Annotated in this window: 24 protein-coding genes; 19 read left to right on the plus strand and 5 right to left on the minus strand. The window is 62.4% G+C overall.

Annotation, left to right across the window (positions count from 1 at the left end):
* The first annotated feature begins 6 nt into the window (after positions 1-6).
* The 13 genes from bchB (at position 7) to BMX27_RS02335 (ending at position 14,259) form a co-directional block, all read left to right on the plus strand.
* Positions 7-1,563, plus strand: a complete 1,557-nt coding sequence (bchB, locus tag BMX27_RS02275) for a ferredoxin:protochlorophyllide reductase (ATP-dependent) subunit B (protein WP_090158279.1) — start codon at positions 7-9, stop codon at positions 1,561-1,563.
* Positions 1,553-5,095, plus strand: a complete 3,543-nt coding sequence (locus BMX27_RS02280; RefSeq protein ID WP_090158280.1) for a cobaltochelatase subunit CobN — start codon at positions 1,553-1,555, stop codon at positions 5,093-5,095. The genes bchB and BMX27_RS02280 overlap by 11 nt, the downstream gene beginning before the upstream one ends.
* A 106-nt stretch (positions 5,096-5,201) precedes the next feature.
* Positions 5,202-6,098, plus strand: a complete 897-nt coding sequence (gene bchL / locus BMX27_RS02285) for a ferredoxin:protochlorophyllide reductase (ATP-dependent) iron-sulfur ATP-binding protein (protein WP_056030336.1) — start codon at positions 5,202-5,204, stop codon at positions 6,096-6,098.
* A complete protein-coding gene (gene bchM, locus BMX27_RS02290; RefSeq protein ID WP_090158281.1) occupies positions 6,098-6,766 on the plus strand; it encodes a magnesium protoporphyrin IX methyltransferase in 669 nt (222 codons plus the stop codon). Before bchL ends, bchM begins: the two co-directional genes overlap by 1 nt.
* Entirely contained in the window at positions 6,763-8,193 is a 1,431-nt protein-coding gene (locus tag BMX27_RS02295; protein WP_090158282.1) for a PucC family protein, read from the plus strand. Before bchM ends, BMX27_RS02295 begins: the two co-directional genes overlap by 4 nt.
* A gap of 16 nt (positions 8,194-8,209) precedes the next feature.
* Entirely contained in the window at positions 8,210-8,986 is a 777-nt protein-coding gene (puhA, locus tag BMX27_RS02300) for a photosynthetic reaction center subunit H (protein ID WP_090158283.1), read from the plus strand.
* A 54-nt stretch (positions 8,987-9,040) separates the two neighbouring features.
* A complete protein-coding gene (puhB, locus tag BMX27_RS02305) occupies positions 9,041-9,676 on the plus strand; it encodes a photosynthetic complex putative assembly protein PuhB (protein ID WP_090158284.1) in 636 nt (211 codons plus the stop codon).
* 3 nt (positions 9,677-9,679) lie between these two features.
* Complete coding sequence (gene puhC / locus BMX27_RS02310) at positions 9,680-10,135, plus strand: photosynthetic complex assembly protein PuhC (protein WP_090158285.1); 456 nt, start codon at positions 9,680-9,682, stop codon at positions 10,133-10,135.
* Between the two features lie 55 nt (positions 10,136-10,190).
* Positions 10,191-10,487 (plus strand): hypothetical protein, encoded by a 297-nt coding sequence (locus BMX27_RS02315; protein WP_056030354.1) that lies wholly within the window; start codon positions 10,191-10,193, stop codon positions 10,485-10,487.
* On the plus strand, positions 10,484-11,602 hold the full coding sequence (gene acsF, locus BMX27_RS02320; protein ID WP_090158286.1) for a magnesium-protoporphyrin IX monomethyl ester (oxidative) cyclase: 1,119 nt from the start codon (positions 10,484-10,486) through the stop codon (positions 11,600-11,602). The genes BMX27_RS02315 and acsF overlap by 4 nt, the downstream gene beginning before the upstream one ends.
* Before the next feature lie 61 nt (positions 11,603-11,663).
* Positions 11,664-12,464: a putative photosynthetic complex assembly protein PuhE gene (puhE, locus tag BMX27_RS02325; protein ID WP_090158287.1), complete on the plus strand. Its 801-nt coding sequence runs from the start codon at positions 11,664-11,666 to the stop codon at positions 12,462-12,464.
* Complete coding sequence (hemA, locus tag BMX27_RS02330) at positions 12,454-13,668, plus strand: 5-aminolevulinate synthase (protein ID WP_090158288.1); 1,215 nt, start codon at positions 12,454-12,456, stop codon at positions 13,666-13,668. Before puhE ends, hemA begins: the two co-directional genes overlap by 11 nt.
* A gap of 99 nt (positions 13,669-13,767) precedes the next feature.
* On the plus strand, positions 13,768-14,259 hold the full coding sequence (locus tag BMX27_RS02335) for a c-type cytochrome (protein WP_090158289.1): 492 nt from the start codon (positions 13,768-13,770) through the stop codon (positions 14,257-14,259).
* A 53-nt stretch (positions 14,260-14,312) separates the two neighbouring features.
* On the opposite strand, the gene bchO is transcribed toward BMX27_RS02335, so the two are convergent.
* Genes bchO through crtA form a run of 4 tightly spaced genes read right to left on the minus strand, consistent with a single transcriptional unit; the run spans position 14,313 to position 18,466 of the window.
* Positions 14,313-15,158, minus strand: a complete 846-nt coding sequence (gene bchO / locus BMX27_RS02340) for an alpha/beta fold hydrolase BchO (protein ID WP_090158290.1) — start codon at positions 15,156-15,158, stop codon at positions 14,313-14,315.
* Positions 15,158-16,771, minus strand: a complete 1,614-nt coding sequence (locus BMX27_RS02345) for a magnesium chelatase subunit D (protein ID WP_256212368.1) — start codon at positions 16,769-16,771, stop codon at positions 15,158-15,160. Before BMX27_RS02345 ends, bchO begins: the two co-directional genes overlap by 1 nt.
* Positions 16,764-17,768, minus strand: a complete 1,005-nt coding sequence (bchI, locus tag BMX27_RS02350; protein WP_090158292.1) for a magnesium chelatase ATPase subunit I — start codon at positions 17,766-17,768, stop codon at positions 16,764-16,766. Before bchI ends, BMX27_RS02345 begins: the two co-directional genes overlap by 8 nt.
* Complete coding sequence (gene crtA / locus BMX27_RS02355) at positions 17,765-18,466, minus strand: spheroidene monooxygenase (protein ID WP_090158293.1); 702 nt, start codon at positions 18,464-18,466, stop codon at positions 17,765-17,767. The genes bchI and crtA overlap by 4 nt, the downstream gene beginning before the upstream one ends.
* A gap of 123 nt (positions 18,467-18,589) precedes the next feature.
* On the opposite strand from crtA, the gene BMX27_RS02360 reads away from it, so the two are divergent.
* The 6 genes from BMX27_RS02360 (at position 18,590) to BMX27_RS02385 (ending at position 24,639) form a co-directional block, all read left to right on the plus strand.
* On the plus strand, positions 18,590-20,134 hold the full coding sequence (locus BMX27_RS02360) for a phytoene desaturase (RefSeq protein WP_090158294.1): 1,545 nt from the start codon (positions 18,590-18,592) through the stop codon (positions 20,132-20,134).
* Positions 20,131-21,153 (plus strand): 15-cis-phytoene synthase, encoded by a 1,023-nt coding sequence (gene crtB, locus BMX27_RS02365; protein ID WP_090158295.1) that lies wholly within the window; start codon positions 20,131-20,133, stop codon positions 21,151-21,153. Before BMX27_RS02360 ends, crtB begins: the two co-directional genes overlap by 4 nt.
* Positions 21,154-21,186: 33 nt before the next feature.
* Positions 21,187-21,666, plus strand: coding sequence for a tryptophan-rich sensory protein TspO (locus BMX27_RS02370; protein ID WP_090158296.1), 480 nt, complete (start codon positions 21,187-21,189; stop codon positions 21,664-21,666).
* A 112-nt stretch (positions 21,667-21,778) separates the two neighbouring features.
* Positions 21,779-23,254, plus strand: a complete 1,476-nt coding sequence (locus BMX27_RS02375; RefSeq protein WP_090158297.1) for an AMP nucleosidase — start codon at positions 21,779-21,781, stop codon at positions 23,252-23,254.
* A 145-nt stretch (positions 23,255-23,399) separates the two neighbouring features.
* The gene (locus BMX27_RS02380) at positions 23,400-23,690 is read left to right on the plus strand and encodes an HU family DNA-binding protein (RefSeq protein ID WP_056030386.1); all 291 of its coding nucleotides are present in this window, start codon (positions 23,400-23,402) and stop codon (positions 23,688-23,690) included.
* 67 nt (positions 23,691-23,757) lie between these two features.
* Positions 23,758-24,639: a DMT family transporter gene (locus tag BMX27_RS02385; RefSeq protein WP_090158298.1), complete on the plus strand. Its 882-nt coding sequence runs from the start codon at positions 23,758-23,760 to the stop codon at positions 24,637-24,639.
* Here BMX27_RS02385 and BMX27_RS02390 read toward each other — a convergent pair.
* Entirely contained in the window at positions 24,636-25,640 is a 1,005-nt protein-coding gene (locus BMX27_RS02390) for a serine hydrolase domain-containing protein (protein ID WP_090158299.1), read from the minus strand. The genes BMX27_RS02385 and BMX27_RS02390 overlap by 4 nt on opposite strands.
* Positions 25,641-25,665: the final 25 nt, after the last annotated feature.

Below are 25,665 nucleotides of genomic sequence, written 5' to 3' on the forward strand. Positions count from 1 at the left end.
TCCGTCATGAAACTGACCGTCTGGACATACGAGGGCCCGCCGCACGTCGGTGCCATGCGCGTCGCCACCGCGATGAAGGGCCTGCACTACGTGCTGCACGCCCCGCAGGGCGACACCTATGCCGACCTGCTGTTCACGATGATCGAACGCCGCAATCATCGCCCGCCGGTCAGCTATACAACGTTTCAGGCGCGCGATCTGGGGTCAGATACGGCGACCCTGTTCAAGACCGCTTGTCAGGATGCCGTGGACCGTTTCGATCCGCAGGCCATCATCGTCGGGGCGTCGTGCACGGCGGAACTGATCCAGGACGATCCCGCCGGGTTGGCCGAAACGATGGATCTGAAAATCCCCGTCATCGCGCTGGAACTGCCCAGCTATTCGCGCAAGGAAAACTTTGGCGCGGACGAAACGTTCTATCAGATCGTGCGCGGACTGGCTGCCCCGCAGGACCGCACTGCGCGGATCATCTGCAACCTGCTGGGGCCGACGGCGCTGGGTTTTCGCAACCGCGACGATGTCGAGGAACTGACCGGCCTGCTGTCCGATCTGGGCGTCGATGTGAATGTCGTGGCCCCGCTGGGTGCGACACCCGCTGATATCGCCCGACTGCCCGCAGCGCATTTCAACGTGCTGATGTATCCCGAAACCGGCGAGGCCGCCGCTCGCTGGTTGGAAAAAACCTACGGCCAACCTTTTACGAAAACGGTCCCCATCGGCGTCGCCGCCACTCGCGATTTCATCGCAGAGGTGCAGGCAATCACTGGACTGACGGCAACGGCCGACGAATCCCGTCTGCGCCTGCCTTGGTGGTCTGCCTCGGTGGACAGTACCTACCTGACCGGCAAGCGTGTGTTCCTGTTCGGCGACGGCACCCATGTCTGCGCGATGGCCCGCATGGCCCGCGACGAGATGGGGTTCGAGGTCGCTGGCCTGGGGTGCTACAACCGCGAACAGGCCCGCGCCGTGCGCGCCGTGGCCCGCGACATGGGCGTCGAGGCCCTGATTACCGATGATTACCTCGAGGTCGAACAGGCCATCGAGGCGCTTGCACCCGAAATGATCATGGGCACCCAGATGGAACGCCATATCGGCAAGCGTCTGGGTATCCCATGCGCCGTGATCTCTGCCCCGGTCCACGTGCAGGATTATCCCGCACGCTATTCCCCGGTGATGGGGTTCGAGGGTGCAAACGTGATTTTCGACACACTTGTGCATCCGCTGGTCATGGGCCTGGAGGAGCACCTGCTGACGATGTTCCGCGATGATTTCGAATTCCATGATGCAGCTGGTCCAAGCCATCATGGTGGCCATGCGCCCGTTGCGATGTCGGATGCCTCCGGCGGGAGTATTTCCGGCAAGATGATGCCGGATGAAGCACCCAGCGTTGCAGAGGGCAGCAACGTCATCTGGCTGTCGGACGCCGAACGTGAGCTGAAGAAAATTCCATTCTTTGTGCGGGGCAAGGCGCGGCGCAATACCGAGGCCTTTGCCGCGCAAAAGGGATTGCAGCAGATCAGTCTTGATACGCTCTATGAAGCAAAGGCGCATTATGCTCGATAGTGTCGCCCAGCCCGAATTTCGGTTTGTCATTCTGACGCTGGATAGCCATGCGGCGGGGCCGGCGCTGCGCGCGGCCCCGCGCCTGACGCGCGATTTTCCGGGGTTGAGCATCGAAATCCTTGCCGCAGGTGAATGGGGCGAAAACCCCGCCGCGCTGGACGCCGCACGCGCTGCGGTTGCGACGGCCGATATTGTCGTGACCAACCTGCTGTTCCTCGAGGAACATACCCGTGCGATCCTGCCATCGCTGATCGCACGCCGCGACGGCTGTGCTGCCATGGTGAACATGATCGCCGATGGCGAGATCGTGCGCCTGACCAAGATGGGTGAACTGGATATGCAGCGTCCAGCGACCGGCATGGCCGCGCTGATGAAGAAGCTGCGCCCGCAGGCCAAGGCGAACCGGTCCGGCGAAAGCCAGATGAAGACCCTGCGCCGCCTGCCCAAGATCCTGCGCCTGATCCCGGGCAAATCACAGGACCTGCGCAACTGGTTCTTGTCGATGCAGTATTGGCTGGGCGGGTCCGACGACAACATCGAACAGATGATCCGCATGCTGGTGTCGCGCTACGGTAATCACGCCGGCTGGTCGCGGATCAAGGCGCTGCCGCCTGTCGAATATCCCGAGGTCGGCGTCTATCACCCTGACCTGCCTGCCACGGGCATCAGCATTGACTCAACTGATTTGCCGCAACCCGCACAGCCGATCGCGACTGTCGGCATCCTGATGCTGCGGTCCTATATTCTGTCATCCGACTGCGCGCATTACGACGCGGTGATCCGGTCATTCCAGGCGCGCGGCATGGCTGTCGTTCCGGCCTTTGCAGGTGGTCTGGACGCAACGCCGGCAATCCAGCGATATTTCCAGGGTAAGGTCGATGCGATGGTATCGCTGACCGGTTTCAGCCTTGTCGGTGGGCCAGCCTATAACGACAGCGATGCTGCTGTTGGCCTGCTGCGTGACCTCGACGTGCCCTATATCGCGGCGCAACCCTTGGAATTTCAGACGCTTGCGCAATGGGGTGCCAGCGCGCAGGGGCTTGGCGCTGTGGAAACCACGATGCTGGTGGCGCTGCCTGAAATCGATGGGGCGACCTCGCCAACGGTCTTTGGGGGGCGTCACGGGGCAGAGGCTTGTAATGGCTGCGCGCGTGCTTGCGCAGGGCAGCCCGGTGACAAATCAATGGCCCCCTGCCCGGAGCGTATTACGGTCCTGACCGAGAAAACGGCACGGCTGGCGACGCTTCGGCGCAAGCGGAATGCGGACAAAACCGTCGGGATCGTGCTGTTTGGTTTTCCGCCGAATGCAGGGGCTGTCGGCACGGCCGCCTATCTGAGCGTGTTCGAAAGCCTGTTCAACACCCTGACGCGGATGAAATCGGATGGCTACGATGTTGACGTGCCCGCCGACGTCGATGCCTTGCGTCACATCGTGCTCAAGGGGAATGCCGCGCAATATGGCCAAGATGCCAACGTCGCTGCCTATGTGGATGCCGATACGATTGTGGGACAAACGCCTTGGTTGGACGAGATTGAATCTGTCTGGGGCCCAGCCCCCGGCAAGGTGCAGTCAGACGGTCGCGGCGTTTTCATTCTGGGTCATCAGTTCGGCAAGGTGTTCGTCGGTGTGCAGCCTACGTTCGGTTACGAAGGCGACCCGATGCGCCTGTTGTTCGAACGCGGCTTTGCGCCCACCCATGCCTTTGCCCAGTTTTATCTGTGGATGCGCAATACGCTGCGCGCGGATGTGGTGCTGCATTTCGGAATGCACGGCGCGCTGGAATTCATGCCGGGCAAACAGAACGGTATGGGGGCCAGCGACTGGCCGGACCGTCTGATCGGCGAAATGCCGAATGTTTATCTCTATGCGGCGAACAACCCGTCGGAGGCATCGCTGGCCAAACGCCGCAGCAACGCTGTGATCGTGACGCATCTGACCCCGCCCATTGCGGCGGCCGGACTGTACAAGGGGCTGCTTGACCTCAAGGACAGCCTGCAACGCTATCGTGCGATGGCGGTTGATGACAACCAGCGCGAGGATCTGGCGTTGATGATCACGGAACAGGCGCAGGGCCTGGACCTGAACGCTGACGACCTTGATGGATTGTGGCTGAAGGTCATGGAGGCCGAGGGGTCGCTGATCCCTGACGGTCTGCATGTCGTGGGCCAGGTCATGACGCCCGAGGCCCGCGCCGAGATGGCGCAGCTGCTGAGTGATCCTGCCGATGCTGCAAGGGCTGAGACACTGCTGGCCGAGGATCACGAATTGCCCGCGCTGATGCGTGCGCTGTCCGCCTGCTATATTGCACCGGTGCCCGGCGGTGATCTGATGCGCAACCCGGCGATCCTGCCGACAGGGCGCAATATCCATGCCTTTGACCCGTTCCGCATGCCAACGGCCTTTGCCATGGCTGACGGTGCGAAGCAGGCGCAGGCACTGCTGGACACCTATGACGGTATGCCGCGTTCGATCGCGCTGGTGCTGTGGGGGTCTGACAGTATCAAATCCGACGGCGGTCCGATTGCCCAGGCGCTGGCGCTGATCGGGGCCAAGCCACGGTTCGACAACTTTGGCCGGCTCGCAGGGGCGGACCTGATCCCGCTGGCAGAACTGGGCCGTGCGCGCATCGACGTCATCATGACGCTGTCGGGGATTTTTCGCGACCTGCTGCCGTTGCAGACCAAGCTGCTGGCACAGGCTGCACTTCTGGCCGCACAGGCAGACGAGCCGCTGGACCAGAACCATGTCCGTGCCCATGCGCTGGCCCACATGGACAAGACGGGCTGCGATCTGAAACAGGCTGCATTGCGCGTGTTTTCCAATGCCGAAGGTGCTTATGGGTCCAACGTCAATCAGTTGGTCGACAGCTCTGCCTTTGGCGACGAGGACGAGCTGGCCGACGCCTATGAGGCGCGCAAGAGTTTCGCCTATGGCACCGACGGCAAGGCATCACAGCACGCCGATCTGCTACAAGCGTCGCTGGCGCGCGTCGATCTGGCGTACCAGAACCTGGAATCGGTCGAGCTGGGCGTGACGTCGGTCGATCATTATTTCGACACGCTGGGTGGGATCGCCCGCGCCGTGAAGCGCGCCAAGGGCGGTGTCGATACACCGGTGTACATCGGTGACCAGACACGCGGTCTGAACACGGTGCGTACGCTGTCAGAACAGGTCGCACTGGAAACCCGCACCCGCAGCCTGAACCCGAAATTCTTTGAAGGCTTGCTCAAGCATGGGTCGGAGGGTGTGCGCCAGATCGAGGCGCATGTGACCAACACCATGGGCTGGTCGGCCACCACAGGCGCTGTCGACCCTTGGGTCTATCAGCGGCTGAGCGAGACCTTTGTCCTGGATGCCGACATGCGTGAACGTTTGGCCGCACTGAACCCGCAGGCCAGTGTGCGCATGGCCAACCGTCTGCTGGAAGCATCGGACCGGGCCTATTGGGTACCGGACGCCGCCACGCTGGACGCGCTGCAAAGTGCGGCCGACGCGCTGGAAGACCGCATGGAAGGGGTCGCTGCCGAATGATGATCCGTTTCGCATATGTCACGCTCGGACCGGGGCGCTGCCCCGGACCCCGGGATATTTTTGACCAGAAGAAGGGGACATGCGCCCCGACAGAAAGGAGGCTCTCATGAGCCCCAGAGACGAGATTCCGAACCTGCGTGGCCAGGACGGCGAAGGGTCTGTTCAGGTGCATCAGCCCGAGGACGCACAGATCGAGGGTGCAAAGGTTTTTGCCGTTTACGGCAAGGGCGGCATCGGCAAGTCGACGACATCGTCCAACCTGTCGGCGGCGTTTTCCAAGCTGGGCAAGCGGGTCTTGCAGATCGGGTGCGACCCAAAGCATGACAGCACGTTCACCCTGACCGGCACCTTGGTGCCGACGGTGATCGATATCCTCAAAGATGTGGATTTCCATGCCGAAGAGCTGCGGCCAGAGGATTTCGTGTTCGAAGGTTACAACGGTGTGAAATGCGTCGAGGCCGGCGGCCCGCCCGCCGGCACCGGCTGCGGTGGTTATGTCGTTGGCCAGACGGTGAAGCTGTTGAAACAGCATCACATGCTGGAAGACACCGACGTCGTGATTTTCGATGTGCTGGGCGATGTGGTCTGCGGTGGTTTCGCCGCCCCCTTGCAGCATGCCGACCGGGCGTTGATCGTCACGGCCAATGATTTCGACAGCATCTATGCGATGAACCGGATCATCGCCGCGGTGCAGGCGAAATCGACGAACTACAAGGTACGTCTGGCCGGTTGCGTCGCCAACCGCAGCAAGGACACCGACGAGGTTGATCGCTATTGCGACGTCGTCGGGTTCAACCGGCTGGCGCATATGCCTGACCTGGATGCCATTCGTCGGTCGCGGCTGAAGAAAAAGACACTGTTCGAGATGCCCGATGACGAGGACGTCGTGCAGGTGCGCAAGGAATACATCCGGCTCGCGGAAACCTTGTGGAACGGCACGCTGCCAATGGCGCCGGAATGTCTGCCGGACCGTGAGATCTTTGAATTGCTGGGATTTGATTGATGGCCTACGTCCAGACCCGCGACCGTGTCGAAGATTACTTCGACCGCAGTGCCACCAAGGTGTGGGAACGCCTGACGTCGGATGCACCGGTGTCGGGGATTCGTGCGACCGTGCGCGCAGGCCGCGACCGGATGCGCGATGTGCTGCTGTCGCAGTTCCCCGCTGATCTGACGGGTGCGCGGGTGCTGGATGCCGGTTGCGGGACGGGGGCCGCGGCGGTGGCCCTGGCCGAACGCGGTGCGCAGGTGACGGCGGTCGATATTTCGCCCGCGTTGATCGACATCGCGAAACGCCGCGCACCTGACGCGGTGGCCGACCGGATTACCTGGATGGCAGGCGACCTGTCTGATGCCAAGGGACCGTTCGATTTCGCCGTCGCGATGGATTCGTTGATCTATTATTCCGCCGATGATGTGGCCCGTGTGTTGGAAACGCTGCCTGTCACACAGACCGTTGCCTTTACCCTCGCACCGCGCACACCGCTGCTGATGGCGATGTTCCGCATCGGCAAGCTGTTTCCGCGCGCCGACCGCAGCCCGACAATGGTTCCGCAACGTGCGCGCGATATCCGCGCGGCGTTGGGGTCCGGTACACTGAACGAGGTCGAGCGCGTCAATTCCGGGTTCTACATCTCGACTGCGTTCACATACCAAGGGGATGCCAAATGATCCTGAAATCCGCTGGTCTGAAATCCCTCACGCTGAAAATGCTGCCGTTTTCGGATGCCGCCAGCGAAGGGTTGCCGCTGGGCCAGTTGCTGCGCCTGTCGCTGTTCCAGATCAGCGTCGGCATGGCGAGTGTCATGCTGCTGGGGACGTTGAACCGGGTGATGATCGTGGAACTGGGCATCGGGTCGCTGCTGGTCGCGGCGATGATCGCCATTCCCGTGTTGGTCGCACCGTTCCGCGCGATGGTGGGGTTCAAGTCGGACAACTATCGGTCTGCCATCGGGTGGAAACGCATCCCCTATCTGTGGTTCGGCACCCTGTGGCAGTTCGGCGGCCTTGCCATCATGCCGATGGCCCTTCTCGTACTGGCCGGCGATCGTGCAATTGATGCGGATTGGGCGGGTTATGTCGGTGCTGGCCTTGCGTTTCTGCTGACGGGTATCGGGATGCACATGACGCAGACCGCGGGTCTGGCACTGGCCGCCGACCGCGCGGACGAGGAGACACGGCCCAAGGTCGTAGCGCTGCTTTATGTCATGTTCCTTGTGGGGATGCTGATTTCGGCCGTGATCATCGGTGCGCTCTTGCGGGATTATTCACCGTTGCGCCTGGTACAGGTCGTGCAGGGCACGGCCGTCGTGACGTTGCTGTTGAACGTGACTGCCCTGTGGAAACAGGAACGCATGTCACCCATGACCCGCGCCGAACGGGCCGCCCCCAAGCCCACGTTCAAGGAAGCGTGGACGGATCTCACGTCAGGCGGCGACGCAGGGCGTCTGCTGGCCGTCGTGTTCATCGGCACCATGGCGTTCAGCATGCAGGATGTCTTGTTGGAACCTTACGGCGGTGAAATCCTCGGGCTGTCTGTTTCGTCGACCACGCTGTTGACCGCGGGTTGGGCCACCGGTGCACTGGTGGCATTTGCTATGGCATCACGCTGGTTGGGCCGTGGTTTGGACCCGATGCGCATGTGCGCGCGGGGCATCCTCGCGGGTCTGGTGGCATTTTGTGCCGTGATCTTTTCCGCGCCGATGGACAGCCCGATGCTGTTCTTTGCGGGTGCCGGTCTGATCGGATTTGGTGGCGGATTGTTCGGGGTTGCCACCCTGACGGCCGCCATGACGCTGCCGACGCTGGGTGCGTCCGGTCGCGGTTTGGCCCTTGGTGCCTGGGGGGCTGCGCAGGCCACCGGTGCCGGGCTGTCGATATTCATCGGGGGCGCGATCCGCGACCTTGTTAATCATGCCGCCGGGACCGGCATGCTCTCGCAGGCGCTCGCCACGCCGACCACCGGGTATTCGGTCGTGTATCACACCGAAATCGCCCTTTTGTTCCTCACCCTTGTCGTTCTTGGCCCGCTGTTCCGCGCCAAGGCGATGACACCCTCGGAAACCGGCAGGCTGCAGCTGTCCGATTTTCCGACCTGACCAAAGGACTACCACCATGCTTGGCAACACAATTATTGGAAACGTCGATCTGGCGAGCGTCGCAATCTGGGCCTTCTGGGTCTTTTTCGCGGGTCTGATTTTCTACATCCAGCGCGAGAACATGCGCGAAGGTTACCCGATGCGGGACGACAGCGATCAGGTCCCCGCCAACGAGAGCCTGTTCCCGCTGCCTGCGCCGAAAACGTTCCACTTGCGCAATGATCGCGGTACGGTCACCGTTCCCAGCCTGGCGTTCGAAGAGGCGAACCTGCGCACCGATCTGGCCATAGCGCCATCTTCCAAGGCGACGGGCAGCCCATGGATTCCCACGGGTGATCCGATGGTCGACGGCGTCGGTCCCGCGGCATGGGCACCGCGTCGGGATATTCCCGAGCTGGACGCCCACGGTCACGCCAAGATCCAGCCGATGTCCACGCTGCCTGATTTCCGCATCTCCTTTGGCAATGACCCGCGCGGTATGCCTGTCGTCGGTGGCGACAACAAGGTTGCGGGCGTGGTGGTCGACATCTGGGTCGACGTGCCAGAGCAGTTGATCCGCTATCTGGAGGTCGAACTGACCGGCGGCGGTCGTCGCCTTGTGCAGATGACGATGTGCCGGGTGCACAGCAACCGGATTCGTGTCCGCGCGCTCTATGCGCACAACTGGGACGGCATCCCGACGATCAAGGGGACCGATCAGGTCACCCTGCTCGAGGAAGAAAAGATCATGGCCTACATCGCGGGCGGCACGCTCTACGCGACCGAACGTCGGACAGAAAACGTCCTGCCGTAACGACGACCGGCCCCGCCTCGCCAGCGGGGCCGCACTAACCACAGGGAACACGACATGCAACATGACGATTTCAAATTCGAACCGATCCGGGGCCTGCCAGAGGCGCTGCCCAAGGATGAAGTGATCCTGTGGCAGGGACGGCCGTTGGCCCGCCGTCTGGCGGTCGAGGCGTTCAAGGTTAAATGGATCATGGGTTATTTCGTGGCGCTTGCCGTCTGGCGCACCACGGTGTCCACGACCGAGGTGCCACTGGGATCAGCGATCCTTTATGGGTCGCCATTCATCATCCTTGGGCTTGTGGTCTGCGCGATCCTCTATGGCCTGGCCTGGGTCCAGAGCCGCGCCACCGTTTACACACTGACGAACAAGCGTGTTGCCATGCGGATCGGGGCGGCGCTGACCATGACCCTGAACCTGCCCTATGTCGAAATCGAGGGCGCGGAGCTGGACAAGCGCCGCAAGGGGGCTGGCACACTGACGTTCCTTTTGCCCGCCGATACGCGGCTGTCCTACCTGATGACCTGGCCGCATGTGCGGCCCGGACGCATCACGCGTGTTCAGCCGGCTTTGCGCTGCATCAAAGACGCCGAAACGGTCGCCGGTATATTTGTCGAAGCAGCGCAGACGCGATTGAGCCAGCCAACCGTCGCGCGCACGACGGGCGACCTGTCTGCAATGGCGGCGGAGTGAATTATGACTGAATCAACCTTCAAGGCACCGACTGATGTCGAAATGGTGCCGCGTCTGCTTGTTGTTGCGATGTTCGGCCTGATGCTGATCACGCTGTCGATCGCGTTTTTCGCGCGGACAACGGATGCGCCGCTGGTCGGCGTCGTGCCGGCCTCGCCCATCGTGCAAAGCGTCGATGTCGCGCTGATTGGCGACCGCAACGGTGCCTACAGCGTGATCGGCGCGGACGGCACCGTTCTGGCGGTTTCGGACCGCGACAAGGCCGGTTTCATCGGTGTGATCGGCCGCGTCGTCGCCCGCAAGCGTGATACCACGGGCCTGCCGCTGGATGCGCCGGTTCAGGTCGTGCGCCGCGCCGACGGTATCGTCGCGATCATCGACCCACTGACGCAGATGGACGTCCCCCTGATGGGGTACGGCCAAGACAACGTGGCGGCCTTTGCCAGGCTGCTGGACTGAAACCAATGCCCCCGGCCTCGCCAGCCGAACGGGTCAGATGTGAAAGGGAACACACATGGGATGGATAACGAAGGAAACAGAGACAGCACCTTGCACGGTGACGATCTCTCATCGGTTCGAAGAACTGAGCGCGCACGTGCGTTTCGACAACGGCACCACGGTCAACCCCGGTGACACCGTGCAGGTGCAAGGGCCCGAGATCCTCGCGGCCTTTGGCGAGTTGGTCGAGGAAAAGCGCACCGCGGTCATCACCCGCGCGAGCAAGCTGGAACAACTGTGGACCCGCGCAACGGGCGATTTCGAATTTATGGAGCTGTGCGAATTCAGCTTCTCCGAGGAGGTTCTGTCATGAACATGCACTCATCCGACGCGACCACGGCCGAAGAAGCCATTGCCGCCCAAGAGGCGCTGCCGCCTCTGACAAACGAGGACGCGACCCGCGTCGCCATGCAGAACACGCTGCTGACCCCGCGTTTCTACACCACCGATTTCGACGAGATGGACGCGATCGACGTGACACCTGTGCGAGCCGAATGGGACGTTCTGATCGCGCAGATGAAAGCAGACCCCAACAAGGGCCATTTCAAGAAAACAGCCGATTGGGATACCGTCGATTGGGACGGGATGGAGCCCAAGCTGAAGGCCGAATTCATCGACTTTCTGATCTCGAGCTGCACGGCCGAATTCTCGGGCTGTGTGCTGTACAAGGAAATGAAACGGCGCGGGTCCAACGAGGACATCACGACCCTGTTTCAACTGATGGCACGGGACGAGGCGCGGCACGCGGGGTTCATCAACGACGCCCTGCGCGAGGCCGGCATCGCGGTGAACCTCGGGTTTCTGACCCAGTCCAAGAAATACACCTATTTCCGGCCCAAGTTCATCTACTACGCCACCTATCTGAGCGAGAAGATCGGCTACGCCCGCTACATCACGATTTTCCGCCACCTCGAGGCGCATCCCGAAAAGCGGTTTCACCCGATTTTCAAGTGGTTCCGCGAATGGTGCAATGACGAGTTTTCGCATGGCGAGGCCTTTGCCCTGCTGATGAAGACCGATCCTGCGCTGACGGAAAGCCGCGTGAACAAGATGTGGATCAAGTTTTTCCTGACGGCTGTGTTTGCGACCATGTGGGTGCGCGATCACCAGCGCCCGGAATTCCACAAGGCGCTGGGCGTCGATCCGGCGTGGTATGGCCAGGAGGTATTCCGCAAAACCTCCGAAATCACCCGCCAGGTCTTTCCGATGACGCTGGATATCGATCATCCGCGCTGGCAACCGACCCTGAACCGCATTCAGGACGCAAACGTCCGGATTGCGGCAGGGGAACGCCAGGGCGGCATGGCTGGCAAGCTGAAGGCGCTGGGCGGTCGGATCAAGGCGGGGGCAAATTTTGTCGCGCTGTTGACGATTCCGGTGCAGAAAAACGCGGTGCCTGACAGCCCGCGTCTGGAACCGGTCTATTGAGCGTGACCGCACATAGGGGCGCTGGTCCGAATTTTCGCGAAAATTCGGGGGGCGCCTGGTCATGACCGGACCGATCTGGCTTTCCGTCGGGCTGGCCGTGTTTCTCTGGTGGTTTTTCACCGGGGCAATTCTGCTGGTCGTGCGGTTGTCGGATCGTCTTGGCGGGCGCGCACCGCTGTGGGCCACGCTCGCGGGCCTGCCTCTTTTGGGCGGCGGGGCACTGCTTGTGTCGTTGTCGCTGGACGATCCATCGGTGACGGGGATCTACGCAGGTTTTCTAGGAGCCTTGGCGATCTGGGGCTGGGTCGAACTGGCGTTTCTGACCGGTGTCATCAGCGGTTGGCAGCGTGACGATTGCCCGCCGGGGCTGGCGGGATGGGCGCGGTTCCAACGGGCATTCGCCACGGTCGGATATCACGAATTGGCGCTGGCCACGGGTGCGCTGACGTTGACGCTGGTCAGCACGGGTGCTGCAAATCAGCTGGCACTGGCCACATACCTCATTTTGTTTCTGGCGCGCATCACAGCCAAGCTGAACCTGTTTCTGGGCGTACCCCGGATCAACTCGGATTTCGTGCCCGTCCCGCTGACCCACCTGAAAACCTATTTCCGCCGGGGCCCAGTCACATGGATGTTCCCGCTGGCGATCACCATTTTGACGGCCTTGCTGGCCGTCTGCACGGAACGACTGTGGGGGGCGCAGACCTATGCCACAACCACCGGATATGCGCTGCTGACCGCTCTTGCGGCGCTGGCACTGATTGAACACTGGCTGATGGTCATTCCATTGCCTGATGCAAAACTCTGGGCGTGGATGCTGCCCAGCAAGACCAAGACCGAAGGGGACGAAAATGGACTTTGACGCGCTATTCAACGCGCAGCTGGATCAGCTGAAGCAGGACGGAAACTATCGGTATTTCGCCGATCTGGAACGCGCCTGTGGCAAATTCCCCAAGGCCGCCAGCCATTTCGAGGATGGCAAGCGCGACGTGACGGTGTGGTGTTCCAACGACTATCTCGGCATGGGGCAGCACCCCAAGGTCGTGGATGCCATGTGCGAGGCCGTGCGCCGGACCGGAACCGGTGCCGGTGGAACACGCAACATTTCCGGCACCAACCACGACCACCTGCTGCTGGAGGCCGAACTGGCCGACCTGCATGGCAAGGAAGCGGCGCTTTTGTTCACCTCGGGCTACGTGTCGAACTGGGCCGCGCTATCGACGCTGGGCAGCCGCCTCAAGGATTGCGTCATCTTGTCGGACGCCGGCAACCACGCCAGCATGATCGAGGGCATCCGCCATTCCCGCGCGACCAAGGTGATCTGGAAACACAACGACGTGGCCGACCTCGAGGCAAAGCTGGCCGCCCTGCCTGCTGATGTGCCCAAGATCGTCGCGTTCGAATCGGTCTATTCGATGGACGGTGATATCGCCCCGATCGAGGCGATCGTTGACGTGGCCGAAAAATACGGTGCCATGACCTATCTAGACGAGGTGCATGGCGTGGGACTTTATGGTGCACGCGGCGGCGGTGTCAGCGAACGTGACGGCGTTGCTGATCGGATCACGCTGATCGAGGGCACGCTGGGCAAGGCGTTCGGCGTCGTCGGTGGCTACATCACAGGGTCTGCCGCGATGTGTGATTTCATCCGCAGTTTCGCCTCTGGCTTCATTTTCACGACGGCCTTGCCACCTGCGGTGGCTGCGGCGGCCCGCGCGTCCATCGTGCATCTGAAAAATTCGGATGCGGAACGCTTGCAGCAACGCCGCCAGGTTGCACGCCTGCGTGCGGAGCTGGACAAAGCGGGCATTCCCCATTTGGAAAACGACAGCCATATCGTGCCCGTGATGATCAAGGACCCGGTCAAATGCCGGATGTTGGCGGATTATCTGATGACGGAATGGAATATTTACGTCCAACCCATCAATTATCCCACTGTGCCCAAGGGGACAGAGCGTCTGCGTTTCACCCCGTCGCCCCTGCACACCGATGAGGACATCGAACATTTGATGATGGCGCTGCGGACCTTGTGGCGGCAATGTGCGATGTCACGGGCCGTTGCGTGATTCCGCCACAGGTGTGAATGGGTTCTGGACGGCACCAAAGAAGACGCTAGGTTCAAAAGACAGAATATGGGCATCCGCCCTTTCGATAGGAGGACTACAATGAAGACGTTCGCAATCGCAGCCGCGCTGACGGTACTTGCAGCACCCGCATTCGCCCAGAGCGAAGCCACTGCATTTCAGGGCGACGCTGCATCCGGCGAAGAGCAATTCAACCGCCAGTGCGTCGCATGCCACGTCGTGCAGGATCCCGAAACGGACGAAGTTCTGGCAGGCCGCAATGCACAGGTCGGACCGAACCTCTATGGAGTGGCTGGCCGTACCATGGGCACCGTCGAGGATTTCGCCTACAGCGATTCGCTGATCGAAATGGGCGAGGCAGGCCGGGTCTGGACCGAAGAGGCATTCGTCGGCTACGTGCAGGATCCGACCGGCTGGCTGCGTGAAGAGCTCGACAATCGTCGTGCACGTGGCAAGATGGCCTACCAGGTCCGCCAAGAGGAAGAGGCCTATGACCTCTATGCCTTCCTTGCGACCTTTGGCGATCAAGAAGCACAGGCCGCAGCACTCGAGGCCGCAGCCGAAGACAGCTGATCGTTAGCGACAGATTTTGAAATGGCCGCTGCACTGATGTGCAGCGGCCATTTTTATTGGAATATGACCCTGATGATGCGGGCGATGGAATCGGGGTCTTCTTCGTGTGCCAGATGGCCAAGCGGGCCCAGACTGCGGGTTTCGGCCTGAGGCATACGTGCAGACGCACGCAAACTGACGGATGGTGGCACCGCCGGATCGTTGTCACCGATCAGCAGCAGCACGGGTATATCTACTTTTGGCAATGCCTGCGACAGTGTCTCCAGGTTCCATTGGGCCATCTGCGCCAGCGTCCCGCTGACATGATCCGTGTCCGATGCCAGCGCAAGATACAGCCTTTGCCCTTCTGGCCCGATCTGTGATCCGGTGCCTTCCAGCAGGCGGCGCACACGGCCCTCGGTCGTTGTCGCGGCAAAGAGCGGGGCAGTGAACGGGGCGGCGGCCAGCGCCTTGGCCAGCACTGGAAACAGCCAGCCAGCGACCCCGTCAAAGGTCTGAAGGGCAGCATTGATCCCCAGGACTCCACGCGCTGGGCGCATCCCGTTCAGCACCAGTTGCAGCGCGATCGGGACCCCGGCAGAGTGTCCCACCAGCAAGTCAGGGGTCCAGCCTTCCTGCGCACAGAGTGCCGCGAGGTCGGTTGCCGTGTCTGTCACGCTGGACCGGTCGCGCGCGCCGGTGCTGAAACCCTGTCCGGGCATGTCGATTGCGACAACGTGAAAATCCTCAGCCAGCAGTGGGAACATGCCGCGCCAGCTTTGCGTGGCACCGCCTGACCCGTGCAGCAGTAGAACCGTCGGGCCGGTGCCGGCCTCTTGGACGTGCCAGCGATGTGGGCCGCTGACAATGCGGCGCGACACGTCGGCCATCGGCCAGTTGGGGGGCGGTGGCCAGCGCATCAGGCGGGCAAAGCTGCGTCGACAGCGCGGGCCAGTCGATGTGAATCGGCACGTGGCAATGGCAGATAAGGCGCGTCCAGCGTCTGGGCCAGCACGCGCAGCTGCGGGTTCGGGCGCTGTCCGGTGTCGATGATCAACGCTTCGATCCCTTGGGCCCGGATCATGCGGGCGGCGGTCTGCGCGTCGGCGGCGGCCCGTGCGCGATCACCCGCACCGTCCCGCGCTATGTTGGCCTTGCCATCGGTCAGCAGGCAAATCGTTGGGGTCATGCCGCGCCTGCGTGCCTGAATCGCCAGTTCGCCTGCGCTGTCCAGACCCGCGGCCAGAGGCGTGCCGCCACCACCAGGCAGGGCGGCGAGACGCCGTTTGGTCTGCACCAGGCTGCGGGTCGGAGGCAGCAAGATCTCTGCGCCGGTTCCGCGAAAACTGACCAGCGCGACGTGGTCGCGGCGTGCATAGGCCTGCGTCAGCAGCAGCTCCACCGCGCCCTTTGCCTCTGCCAGACGCGCGAGTGCGGCAGACCCCGAGGCATCCACCGCAAAGATCAGCAGGCGATCGGTCTTTTCCTCGTATCTGCAGGTATGGATGTCGGTGGCGCGGATGTGCAGCCCGGCGCGGCCCGTTTCGTCCCGGCGGATGGTCTGCCATGGTGCGGCAGCCCGCAGCGTCGCAACCACATCGATCCGCGCCGCCGTATCAAGCCGTCCGGGGCGCGAAGGCAGCGGTCTGCCGCGTCGGTTGCTGCGCGTTTTTGCACCGGACCCAGCACCTTTGCCTGTGGCGGCGCGGGTCGCGCGCAGCCGGTCAAGCAGTCCGTCGGGGATCATCGCGCGAACGGCCTCCAGCAACAGCTCATCCGGAATATCCAGATCGGCCCCCTGACGGTCCTCGGTGTCATCAGGCACGTCATCCTGCGGGGCCTGGGGCGGGTCGTCCTCTTGGGGTGGCTGCGGCACCTGGGTTGCCCGGTGGCCAAAGACGAGGCCGCATGCGGTTGCAACGTGTTCCTCGGTGACAGTGGACATGCCGTCCAACCGGGCGAGTGCACGGGCGCAGCGCAGCGCGAGGCTGGGCGCGCGCATGCTATCGATGCCGTAGGCCGCAGCAAGGGCGGTCATCTGTGCCGCGATGTCAGGGCCGAGGGTGGCGTGGGTCGTCGGTTCGGGACCTTCGGGCAATGCCGTGATGTCGGACAAGGCGACGCCGGACAGGTCCACCCTGAACGCCGCGCGTTCGCACAATGCAGCGGGCGGTGTCTCCTCGTCGGTGCCTTCGTCCAGCAGGATAAGTGCGCGGGGCTGCGCATCCAGATGCGCGGCTAGCCTTGCCGCCAATTGCGGCTGGCAGCGTTCGGCCATGGTCAGGATCAGCGGCCCTGGCCGGTCGAGTACACCTGTTTGCGATTGCAGCTGCCCGGTTGCCAATGTGGTTGCCAGATCCAGTCCGCCAAACAGTGCGTCGTCGCCGATCGCAGGGTGCAGGCGCACGCCGTCAGGCAGCGGCAGCGCATCGCGGACCGGGCCGGACCGTGCGCGCAAGTGCACGCCCCCCAATGCGGGGTCCAGCGCGACCAGCCGCAGGGCCAGCAGCGCGTAATCCCATGCCTCAGCCAAGGACGTCGGCCACGACGCGCCCGACCCGCGCGCCTGATCCTGCCTCGTCCAGTGGATCGCGACGCAGGCGGTGGCGCAGGGCCATCGCAGACACATGCTTGATATGGCTGCGGGTCAATGCGGTGTCGTTTCGCCAGGCGGCATAGGCGCGCGCGGCCTTTAGCAGGGTCAGTTCACCGCGCAGGCCATCAGACCCCAGCGCAAGGCACAGTTCGGCCACGTCACGCAGGGCGCTGTCCGGCGTTTTCAGCTTCTTCAATGCGCCCCTGGCCGTCAGAATGCGGTCGCGCACGCCCGCATCCTCTGCCTGCCAGCGCAGCATGAATGCCGCGTTGTCGTTGTCATAGGCGTCACGGCGGCGGATGACCTCGATCCGGGTGTCGATGTCCTTGGGGCTGGCAACCTCGACCGACAGACCGAACCGGTCCAGCAGTTGCGGGCGCAATTCGCCTTCTTCGGGGTTGCCGGACCCGACCAGGACGAACCGCGCGGGATGGCTGATCGAGAGACCGTCACGTTCCACCAGATTGCGGCCTGATTGCGCCACGTCCAGCAAAAGGTCGACGATGTGATCCTCCAGCAGGTTGACCTCGTCGATATAGAGATAGCCCCGATTCGCACGTGCCAGCAGGCCGGGCTGGAACGCCCGTTCACCCGCGCCCAGCGCCCGTTCGATATCCAGCGCGCCGGTCACGCGGTCCTCTGACGCGCCCAGCGGGAGGTCCACGACAGGGGTCGGCACCTCGACCAGATCCTCGCCAGCGCCGCGCGCCCAATCCGGCACATCGGCCTTTGATGCGGAATTGACGGGGCATCCCTGCACGACCTTGATCGGCGGGAGCAATGCGGCCAGCGCGCGCACGGCGGTGGATTTGCCCGTGCCGCGATCACCGAAAACCAGCACGCCGCCGATGGATGGGTCGATCGCCGTCAGGATCATCGACAGTTTCATTTCGTCCTGACCGACGATGGCGGAAAACGGGAAGGGGGCGGTCATAGCGAGCCTTTCAAATTCAGCGGGGCGGTGCCGCCCCAGGTGCCACGGTCCGACAAGACGGTGAACCGGGCATAGAGTTCTTCGGAAAACCATCCTTCTTGGCGCACGGCGCGAATGGCTTCTGCGTGCGGACCAGTGCGTACGAATGCATTCATGCTATCAAGCGAGGGCCAGACGGAAAATGTGACCTGATGCAGCATCGGGATTTCACCGATCCCGATCTTGAACGTCACATTCGGGTCGCCGCCGATCAGGTCGTCCAGTCGTGGCACGCGTCCCCAGAAGCGGCGCAGGACGCTGGGTTTGATCGTCGCCCGTGTGAGCGCCGCAAGTGGTCCGTCGGTCGCGGGGCCAGTGGTGAATGGCGCGATGCCCGACCAGGCACCACGCGCTGATGTGGTGCGCAGTAGGACTGTATAATCCTCACTTGCGCGGTCGGCGTAGCGGGCAAAGACCGGCGCTGTCCGCGTCTGTTCGCGCGCCGTCGCCTCGTCGTTCCATGTGGCAAGGATCGCGATGGTGTCGGGGTTCAGCGTCGGACTGAAACCGTGCCCGACGCCTGCACCGCACAATTTGTGAAATCCGATACCTGGTGTGCGGCGCAACGGTCCACGCGCCAGTGCCATCTGCGTCATGGCCCAGAATCGGGTCCGCGCGCCGGTAAAGCGATACAGGGAAAGGCTGACGGTCTGGGTCACGGCTCACTCGGGTTGTGTCAACTAAGTCTGACAGTCTGGGATTGAAATGCAATAAGGTTTTCGATTTTTGCCGATCTGAAAGATATGATTGTCAACTTTGATTTACAGATGTAGCATTTATTCATGTTTGATCTCAACTCTTCTTCGGAAACGGCGCAGCGCGCGATTGTTGTCGGTGCGGGCCTTGGTGGCCTTGCGGCGGCAATGCGGCTGGGGGCCAAGGGCTATGTCGTGACGGTCGTGGACCGCCTTGACCGGGTCGGGGGGCGGGGGTCATCCGTCACGCAAGACGGCCACCGCTTTGACCTTGGGCCAACCATCGTCACGGTGCCGCATGTCTATGAAAAACTTTGGGCCGCTTGCGGGCGCGATTTTCATCGCGACGTGACGCTGAAGCCGCTCGATCCGTTCTATACGATCCGTTGGCCTGATGGATCGCGGTTCCGGGTGAACGGCGACACGGACGACATGGCCGCCGAGGTTGCCCGGCTGTCGCCGCGCGACGTCAAGGGCTACCACCGTTTTCTGCGCGACAGTCACGCCCGCTACAAGCTCGGGTTCGAGGGGATGGTCGCCAAGCCGATGCACCGTGTCTGGGACACGATCAAGGTTCTGCCGCAGTTCGCATGGCTCCGCGCCGATCGTTCGATTCACGCCATGGCAAAATCGCGGGTCAAGGATGATCGCCTGCGCATGGCATTGTCGTTTCATCCGCTGTTCATCGGTGGTGATCCGAACAACGTGACATCGATGTATGCGCTCGTCAGTTATCTGGAAAAGGAATATGGCGTTCACTACGCGATGGGCGGCGTGCAGGCGATGGCGGACGCCATGGCGCGTGTCATTTGCGAACAGGGCGGTGCGATCCGGCTGGGCACAGAGGTTGACCGCATTGATGTGGCGAATGGTGCCGCAAAAGGCATCACGCTCAAGGGTGGTGAACGGCTGGCCGCGCCCTTGGTGGTCAGCAATGCTGACGCAGGCCATACCTACAGCACGCTGATGAAAGACGCGCCGCGCAGCCGTTGGACCGCGAAAAAGGTGCAGAACCGCCGTTGGTCCATGGGTTTGTTCGTCTGGTATTTCGGGACCAAGGGCACCGCCGGCATATGGCCCGACGCAGGGCATCACACGATCCTGTCCGGGCCGCGTTACGGCCCGCTGCTCAAGGATATCTTTATCAAGGGCAAGCTGGCTGACGACATGTCTCTTTATGTCCACAGGCCGTCCGTGACCGATCCGTCGGTCGCACCTGCGGGCGATGATACCTTTTACGCGTTGTCGCCCGTGCCGCATCTGGGGCACGCCAATCCGATCGACTGGCAGGCAGAAAAGCTGCGCTACCGCGACAAGGTGGCAGATGTGCTGGATGGTCTGATCCCGGGTTTCCGTGACCACATCACGACTGACCTGATCTACACGCCCGAGGATTTCCGCGATCGTTATCTGTCGCCCAACGGGTCCGGTTTTTCGCTGGAACCACGCATTCTGCAATCTGCATACTTTCGCCCTCATAACGTGAGCGAAGAGGCCAAGGGCCTGTTCCTCGTAGGCGCAGGCACACATCCGGGCGCAGGCGTGCCCGGCGTCGTGTCCAGCGCCGAGGTGCTGGGCAAGCTGGTGCCCGATGCGCCGATGCCCGTTATCCACAAAATGGCCGCCGAATGATCCGCCCCGATGATCTGGCCCACTGCCGCGAGGTGATCCGTACGGGCTCTCTTTCGTTTCACGCGGCCTCGAAACTGCTGCCTGCAAATGTGCGGGACCCGGCCTTGGCGCTTTACGCCTTTTGCCGCCTCGCGGATGACGAAGTGGACGAAGGCAACAACAAGACCGCTGCCGTGCTGCGCCTGCGGGACCGGCTGGACCTTGCCTATGCAGGCACGCCGCTCGACGCGCCAGAGGACCGTGCCTTTGCCGCGATCATCGCGGAATACGACATGCCACGCGCGCTGCCTGATGCCCTGCTCGAAGGTTTGGCCTGGGACGCGCAGGAACGACGCTATGCAACGCTGTCGGACGTGCGGGCCTATTCGGCGCGGGTGGCCAGTGCTGTGGGTGCCATGATGTGCGTCCTAATGCGGGTGCGCTGTGCCGATACGCTGGCGCGGGCCTGTGATCTGGGTGTGGCGATGCAATTGACCAACATCGCCCGCGACGTGGGCGAGGACGCCCGCGCGGGCCGCATCTACCTGCCGACCGATTGGCTGGCGGGCCACGGCATGGATGCTGACGCCTTTTTGGCTGATCCGCACCCGACGCCACAGGTGCGCGCCATGACAAAGGCGCTGCTGCGCGAGGCGGATCACCTCTATCGTCGGTCCGAGGCTGGGATCAGCGGTCTGCCGCGCCAGGCACGTTTGGGAATCTGGGCCGCGCGACTGATCTATGCCGGGATCGGCGATCAGGTCACACGCCAAGGCTATGATTCCATCGGGCATCGCGCGCATACCTCGCGCGCCCAGAAACTGGTGTGGATCGGTCAGGCTGGGGTGCGTGCGCTGGGGGCAGGGGTCATGCCGCGGTCTGCCCTGATTTATGCCGACCCGCTGCCAGAGGTCACGTTCTTGGTTGATGCAGCCCGCCAAGGCCAGCCAGCGCGGCGTCGCATGACATCCGTGCTGAATACGCTGGCCGATTTGTCGGCCCGTGAAATGAGTCATGGAAACGGCGGTCAAAGCGCATAAGTAAGGGTCATTGCAGCCCGAAAGGTGCCCACCATGACCACGTTCTTGTTTTTCGTTTTCCTTGCCGCCACGTTCGCGGCCGGCACCACCGGGGCGATGTTTCCGACCGGTGAATGGTATCAGAAACTGAACAAACCTGCCTGGACCCCGCCGAACTGGGCCTTTCCGGTGATGTGGACCAGCATCTATCTGTTGATCGCGTTCGCGGGTGCGCGGGTTGCGATGATTCCCGGTGCCGGGCTGGCGATGGCGTTCTGGGCCGCGCAGATCGCGTTCAACACGCTGTGGACACCGGTATTTTTTGGCCTGCGGCACTGGCGCGCCTCGCTGATCATCATGGCTGGCCTGTGGCTATCGGTATTCGGGGCGACCGTGACGCATCTGATGCTGGATCTCTGGGCGGGTCTTGCATTCGTGCCCTACCTTTTGTGGGTGACCGTGGCCGGGGCGCTGAACCTGACGGTCGTGCGCCTGAACCCGGATCAAAAGCCGCTGGAAATTCACAAGCTCTAGGGCTTTTGCAGCCGCGCGGGCGGGGCATGCCGTATCCCGTCACCCGCTTGAAATATTGTGCTGCCAGGCGTGGTGCGCTTGAATGGACCAAACCAACGGCGGAGGCCACTCCATGACACGACCCTTGCCCTTGCGGACCCCCGACGTGCCAGACGCAGCGGCATTTACCGATCCAGCCGCGGCTGTGGCGCGTCTGTGCGACTTATACGACGCCGCTGCCGGATTTCTGACCGACGCTTTTCAGCACATGCTGAACACGGGTGCCGCCGATCACAGCTATCGCGCGTTTTATCCGGAGGTGCGCCTGACGACGACCAGCCACGCACGGATGGACAGCAGGCTGGCCTATGGTCACGTGGCAGAACCGGGCACCTACGCCACGACCATCACCCGGCCAGATTTGTTTCGGCACTATCTCGAACAGCAACTTGGCCTGCTGATGAAAAACCACGATGTCGCCGTCACGGTTGGTGCATCATCAACGCCGATGCCCGTGCATTTTGCCGTCGCCCGCGACGAGAGCATTACCGTCCCGCAGGATGGTGCCGCCGATTTTCAGTTGCGTGACGTCTTTGACGTGCCTGATCTGGCGGTGACGCACGACGATATCGTGAACGGTGGCGGATTTTTGTATCCCGATGGCGCCCGCCCGCTCGCACCATTTACAGCGCAGCGGATCGATTATTCGCTCGCACGCCTGTCGCATTACACGGCGACGGACGCGGGGCATTTTCAGAATCACGTCCTCTTCACCAACTATCAGTTCTATGTCGAGGAATTCGAGGCCTACGCCCGACTGATGCTGGCCGATCCGGACAGCGGCTACACTGCCTTTGTCGGGCCGGGGAATGCGATCATTACCGATCCCGATACGCCACTACCGTCAACCGCCAAAACCCCGCAGATGCCGACCTACCACCTCAAGCGCAAACATGGCGCAGGCATCACGCTGGTGAACATCGGCGTCGGGCCGTCAAACGCGAAAACAGCGACGGACCATATCGCCGTGTTGCGTCCGCACGCTTGGTTGATGGTCGGCCATTGCGCTGGATTGCGCAATTCGCAGCGATTGGGCGATTTCGTCCTGGCCCATGCCTATCTGCGCGAGGATCACGTGCTGGACGACGATCTACCGGTGTGGGTGCCCATCCCGGCGCTGGCTGAAATCCAGATCGCGCTGGAAGACGCCGTCGAAGAAGTCACCAAGCTGGAAGGCTATGAGCTGAAACGCATCATGCGGACCGGCACGGTCGCCACGATCGACAACCGCAACTGGGAACTACGCGACCATTCCGGCCCGGTACAGCGGCTGTCGCAGTCGCGCGCCGTGGCACTAGATATGGAAAGCGCTACGATCGCGGCCAACGGTTTTCGGTTCCGGGTGCCCTATGGCACGCTTTTGTGCGTCAGTGACAAACCGCTGCACGGAGAGCTGAAATTGCCGGGCATGGCGTCTGATTTCTATCGCGGGCAGGTCGCAAATCACCTGATGATCGGTATCCGGGCGATGGAAAAATTGCGCGATATGCCGCTGGAACGCATTCACAGCCGTAAATTGCGGTCGTTCGAAGAGACCGCATTCCTGTAAAAGTGCCGAAAACCCTTAAAAATATGCCCAAAGTATACTTTTGGGGCTTGCCAGCCCGCACTATTCGTTGTGGTCTACCACAACATTACGTGAATTGATGCGAAATGCCCCCAACAAGAGGGGGTTCAACCGGAGGAAAACCATCATGGCAACCAAACCGCTGACCAAGGCACAGCTCGTGACCAAGCTGTCCGAGAAGCTGGACACAGACAAGAAGACGGCAACAGCTGCTCTCGAGGCCGTGACCGATATCATCACCGAAGAAGTTTCTGCTGGCGGTGCCGTGACCCTGCCGGGCGTTGGCAAGATCTACTGCCGCGAGCGCCCGGAGCGGATGGTGCGCAACCCCGCCACCGGCGAGCAGATGAAGAAAGAGGCCGACAAGGTCGTCAAGATGACGATCGCAAAGGCACTCAAGGACAGCGTGAACGGCTGATCTTGCATCTTGTGTGGATGTCGGAGAGGGTCGCCTTTGGGCGGCCCTTTTTGTTTGGATTGTAGCGATGGATATCAAGGCGTTGGTGATGGGAGTAGCCTTTGCCGCGATGTGGTCGTCGGCCTTTACCTCGGCCCGGATCATCGTGGAATACGCACCACCGCTGACCGCCCTCGCGGCCCGGTTTCTGATGTCCGGTATCGTGGCTGTCGGCATTGCGCTGGCTATGGGCCAGCGGATGCGCCTGACCCGGCAGCAATGGCGCGGTGTCATCATCTTTGGTGTCTGCCAGAACGCGCTTTATCTGGGTATGAATTTCGTCGCCATGCAAACGGTCGAGGCGTCGCTGGCATCGATCATGGCCTCGACGATGCCGCTGCTGGTGGCGCTGGCCGGCTGGTTGATCTTTGGCAGGCGTTTGCCTGTGTTGGGTGTGGCTGGCCTGTTGGCCGGATTTGCGGGTGTTGCGATCATCATGTCGGCGCGACTGGGTGCAGGCAGCGATCCGTTCGGCATGATGCTGTGTGCCCTGGCTGCGGTGTCGATCACCGTGGCGACGCTGGCGGTCGCGGGCGCGTCATCGGGTGGCAACCTGATGATGATCGTCGGTTTGCAGATGTTCGTCGGGTTCATCTGCTGTGCAATCCCTGCCGCCCTGTTCGAGACACCGGTCATCGACATGAACTGGCGTCTGGGGCTTGCCTTTGGCTATACGGTGCTGGTGCCGGGCGTGCTTGCGACACTGGTCTGGTTCGCGCTGGTGGGGCGCATCGGCGCGGTAAAGGCGTCGACATTCCATTTCCTGAACCCGTTTCTGGGTGTGGTCATCGCCGCCATCCTGCTGGGAGAAAAGATCGGCCCTGCGGATGTGTTGGGGGTTGCGGTGATCGCGGCGGGCATCCTTGCCGTTCAGATCAGCAAACAGACGACAGTGCCGCCGCCGGTCTAGGCTGCGGCGCGCGCAGCTGGCAGGATGTCCTGATCCAGCAGGCGCATCAGGTCGCCGAAATAGCCGCCGCTGCGGGCAGGGCGCATGGGGTCCGACGTGATGGCCACGGTCAGATTCAGGCTGGGAACGACGCAGATGATCTGACCGCCGTAGCCCCGCGCCAGCGCATAGCGGTCGCCCCCCGATTCCCCCAGGAACCAACCGTAGCCATAGGCCAGGCCGGAAAACTGCGACCGTGTGCGTGGCTGGAACGACCGATCGACCCAGTCGGTGCTCAGCACCTGATTGCCATTCCATGTCCCGCCCATGCGATACATTTCACCGAACCGCACCATCGCGGGCAGGGTCAGGCCCATCTCGTTCCCGCCCAGATAGCGGCCCTGCGGATCGCGGGTCCATGCAGGCACCTCGATCCCCAATGGGTCACCTAGACGGCGCTGGGCGAGTGTCAGCAGGCTTTGTTCTGAGACTTGCGACAGGACGGCGCCCAGAATGTGAAAGCTGCCGGTGGAATATTGCATGCTGCTGCCGGGCGTCGCGACAAAAGGGCGTTGCAGCGCATCCGCGACCCAGTCGCGACTGGCGATCCAGCCGCCATAATTGCCGCCAGAGGTGCGTTCCAGACCCGCCTGCATGGTCACGAGGTTGCCCACCGTGATCTGCCCCACGCCGTCGGCGGCACCCGTGGGGATCAGCCCCGGCGCGACGTCAGCCAATGTGGCGTCCAGGCTCGCGATCTCGCCCCGATCAAGGGCTGCACCGGTCAGGGCCGCGACGATGGTTTTCGACACCGATTTGATCGGCACGATCCGCCCGACGGCGGGGCCGCGAAACGCCTGAGACAGTACCTGCCTGCCGTCCTGTTGGATTGCCATGGCATGCAGCTGGTCATAGCTGGCCGCGCGGTCCAGCACAGCCTGCCAAGGCTGTGTCTGCGCGCGCAGTGGCAAGGCTGTCAGGGCAGCGGCTCCGGCTATCAAAGTGCGGCGTGTCAGTGTCATGGCGTTCCCCTTCCGCGATTGGCAA

The sequence above is a fragment of the Loktanella sp. DSM 29012 genome (assembly GCF_900110705.1).
Taxonomy (GTDB): domain Bacteria; phylum Pseudomonadota; class Alphaproteobacteria; order Rhodobacterales; family Rhodobacteraceae; genus Loktanella; species Loktanella gaetbuli.